The organism is Citrobacter sp. EC_71, assembly GCF_019584005.1.
In the GTDB taxonomy this organism is placed as follows: Bacteria; Pseudomonadota; Gammaproteobacteria; order Enterobacterales; family Enterobacteriaceae; genus Citrobacter; species Citrobacter werkmanii.
Window position 1 is genome coordinate 1 of record NZ_VDAY01000048.1, and the last position, 4001, is coordinate 4001.

General features: G+C 45.7%; 2 protein-coding genes. One reads left to right on the forward strand and one right to left on the reverse strand.

The window, feature by feature from the left end:
- Window positions 1-192: 192 nt before the first annotated feature.
- Window positions 193-1422, reverse strand: a complete 1230-nt coding sequence (locus tag FHD02_RS23905) for an EAL and HDOD domain-containing protein (RefSeq protein ID WP_016241607.1) — start codon at window positions 1420-1422, stop codon at window positions 193-195.
- Between the two features lie 775 nt (window positions 1423-2197).
- Between FHD02_RS23905 and FHD02_RS23910 the strand changes: the two genes are divergently transcribed.
- Window positions 2198-3177, forward strand: a protein-coding gene (locus FHD02_RS23910; protein WP_227538339.1) for an IS5-like element IS5 family transposase whose coding sequence is annotated in 2 segments (ribosomal slippage) — window positions 2198-2327 and window positions 2327-3177 — 981 coding nt in all. Because the reading frame shifts where the segments join, the coding sequence is not laid out codon by codon here.
- Window positions 3178-4001: the final 824 nt, after the last annotated feature.

Consider the following 4001-nt stretch of genomic DNA (forward strand, 5'->3'; position numbering starts at 1 on the left):
ACGGTATAGGTCACGATAATTAAAAATACAAAAAAACTGACAAGCAAAAGGGTAACCTGCCCCTGTGTGGTTTTCCACGTCATGATAATAGTGTCTCGTTGTGTCTGGATAAGCGGATATAACGGCGTTCACCGGTATTTCTTTAATTAAAAAAATGATGTGTATGACTGATTTGTCTTGTGATAAATATCCTTAACAGACGGCGAGCTCGTCCGCCCATTTTGTTGCGGCCTGCATGGTTTCTATAACAGTGAACTCGCTGATATTGAGGGTATTACATATTTTCGCGGTTTCCTCCCAGTTAAGTTTCTCATAACATAACGACAGGGTCAGTATGTCAAAAAGTTCACCTTTATGTTCACAAAGCGCGGCAGTTACGTTTTGCGGGATTGAAATCTGTTTAATTAAATCGTCCATGGGGAGTTCAAGAATGACATCCAGCAATGAAAACAGACCGCATATAAATGCGTTATAGGATAATGAAACATTATTTATTTTTCCAGCAATTAATTCGCAGAATTTTCCGCGAACCATGCTCAGATGATAAAGTTCACTGATGCCGGAACGCCCCATATTTGAAAGGGCGGCCACCGCAACAAACCGCCGGAGTTCTTTGCCCCCCAGATACATCAGCATTTCTTTCAGGGTAAGATTGTCCGCCTGAATTATGCCATGTGAGTTAAACAGCATGTTTCTGACGTAGCGCATGATTTTATATGACAGCGTCAGATCGGTTTTAAGCAGACGTTCGACCGCGGCAAAGTCCGGGTTTTCCCTGTTCACCTCCATCATCAGCCTGGAGAGTGGCAGGGGGTTCTGGGAAAGGCATTTATTTCTGAGGATTTCCGGGCGACTGAAGAAAAATCCCTGGAAAAGCGCGAAACCCGCCCGGCTGTAAAGCTCAAACTCGTCCCTTGTTTCCACTTTTTCAGCAAGGAATTTTATGCCCTGCAGAAGCTGACTTTTTCTGTGGATATATTGCCGGATATCTTCATAGTCATTGTCTCTGACATCAAATTTGATGACAGAAATATACTGCATAAAGCGGTCCCATTCATCATCCATCGTGAAATCATCGAGCGCAAGCTGGTAACCCCTGTCGTGCATATCCTTTACGGCACAGAAAAGCGCATCATCCGGGACTGCATTTTCCAGAATTTCGATGACCACTTTTTCATTCGGCAGCGTATCGCCCAGTCCGTTAATGATCATCTGGTGCGGCACATTAATAAAAGAACTGTGATTGTTGGCTATACGGGGAACAGGGATGCATAAAAACTGGTCAGAAATCATTCTGGACGTGGCGTATTCTGGTGAAACATCGGGAAAGGCATTGTTCATTCCGTCCCTGAAAAGCAGCTCATAAGCGACGGTCTGCATTTTTGTGTCAAAAATAGGCTGGCGTGCGATAAATGAATACATATTCCCGGTCCCCAGGTCAGCGTTATAATTTTTAGAAATGTAACCTTTCCATGCTTATAACACGCACTACGGGCAATAAATTTGATCCGGAGCACAACTCAAATCATAAAAGAACCGGGATGATGCGACATCACCATTCCCGGCCAACAGAATTGTTCACTGATTTATTACTTCCCTGCAATTTAATTTTCGGGGTAAATTTCATTTATGTCCATAGAAAAAATCATTTTATCCACAGTTTTTGACAGACGCCATATAATTTTTTAACCGTTACACAGAGAATTAAACCGGTACCATTAATACCGTAACTGATTATTATTACCAGTGGGCATCCGATAATAACAAGTCTGATAATGATCAGGCTATTATTAATTCCCGTCTGCCGCATCACCTGATGAATAATAAATCGCCATCAATGCAATAATAATCATTACTGACAAGAAAACGGATGGCCGCCATGTTTTCATCTGTCCATCATGAAGAAACACTCGCCTTCCTTTGCCTGACATTACGGCAGACGGTTAGCGCCTGGTGCGCACAGAGGATCTCATCGAGCAGGACAAACCTGTCAGACACAACCAGGATTGCACCACTTGCCCCGTTAAGGTATGTGGCAAAAACGATCTGTACAGTCATCCCCCAGACTTTCCCGTCACGACAGAGATACGATATTCTCGTTCTGTACGTCGATGCTCTGATAATTTTAGGGAAGGTGCGAACAAGTCCCTGATATGAGATCATGTTTGTTATCTGGAGCCATGGAACAGGGTTCATCATGAGTCATCAACTTACCTTCGCCGACAGTGAATTCAGCAGTAAGCGCCGTCAGACCAGAAAAGAGATTTTCTTGTCCCGCATGGAGCAGATTCTGCCATGGCAAAACATGGTGGAAGTCATCGAGCCGTTTACCCCAAGGCTGGTAATGGCCGGCGACCTTATCCGCTGGAAACCATGCTACGCATTCACTGCATGCAGCATTGGTACAACCTGAGCGATGGCGCGATGGAAGATGCTCTGTACGAAATCGCCTCCATGCGTCTGTTTGCCCGGTTATCCCTGGATAGCGCCTTGCCGGACCGCACCACCATCATGAATTTCCGCCACCTGCTCGAGCAGTATCAACTGGCCCGCCAATTGTTCAAGACCATCAATCGCTGGCTGGCCGAAGCAGGCGTCATGATGACTCAAGGCACCTTGGTCGATGCCACCATCATTGAGGCACCCAGCTCGACCAAGAACAAAGAGCAGCAACGCGATCCGGAGATGCATCAGACCAAGAAAGGCAATCAGTGGCACTTTGGCATGAAGGCCCACATTGGTGTCGATGCCAAGAGTGGCCTGACCCACAGCCTAGTCACCACCGCGGCCAACGAGCATGACCTCAATCAGCTGGGTAATCTGCTGCATGGAGAGGAGCAATTTGTCTCAGCCGATGCCGGCTACCAAGGGGCGCCACAGCGCGAGGAGCTGGCCGAGGTGGATGTGGACTGGCTGATCGCCGAGCGCCCCGGCAAGGTAAGAACCTTGAAACAGCATCCACGCAAGAACAAAACGGCCATCAACATCGAATACATGAAAGCCAGCATCCGGGCCAGGGTGGAGCACCCATTTCGCATCATCAAGCGACAGTTCGGCTTCGTGAAAGCCAGATACAAGGGGCTGCTGAAAAACGATAACCAACTGGCGATGTTATTCACGCTGGCCAACCTGTTTCGGGCGGACCAAATGATACGTCAGTGGGAGAGATCTCACTAAAAACTGGGGATAACGCCTTAAATGGCGAAGAAACGGTCTAAATAGGCTGATTCAAGGCATTTACGGGAGAAAAAATCGGCTCAAACATGAAGAAATGAAATGACTGAGTCAGCCGAGAAGAATTTCCCCGCTTATTCGCACCTTCCTTAACAGACCAGTATAATTCTTGAAAGGCTTGTATTTTCCAAACGTGGAAATCCGAAAAGGTTTAGATGATATCAAGTCCAGCCCGGAATCTCAGTGAGATAAAAGGATATGATTGTCTGATACCTGATACTGACCATTTCACGGACAGAAACTGAGTAACAGTTCATATAGACAATTCCTTAACAAAAATGAGGCATATTTACCCCCTTATTTGTCGTTTTGTTCATGACAATAGACGCTATCCTACTGGAACCCTGACGTACACAGAACCAGGATACTATTATTCGACCATTTTTCCCCCGTGAGGAATGGTCTTTTTTTCATTAACTTGCCATTACCCCGATGAATTTGAAGCCCAGAATACCGGTGCATTAAGTCCTAAAAATAACGATTACCTACACATACCTCACATTTGTTACATTGCACAACAATTAAGCAACGTGGCTATCTGAACCATAAGCTGGTATGATATTTGCACACTGATGAATACATAACATCAGACAGTTTATTGAAGCGGTCCGGGGGATGTCGCCGGACCGCTTTTTTTATTTGAAGGTATTATTAAGGAAGGTGCGAATAAGCAGGTCATTTCTTCCCAAGCTGACTCGCTGATTAAAATTTCGCGGATCTGGGCCGATTTTTTTCCCGCAAACACATCGAATCAGCCTATTTAGGCT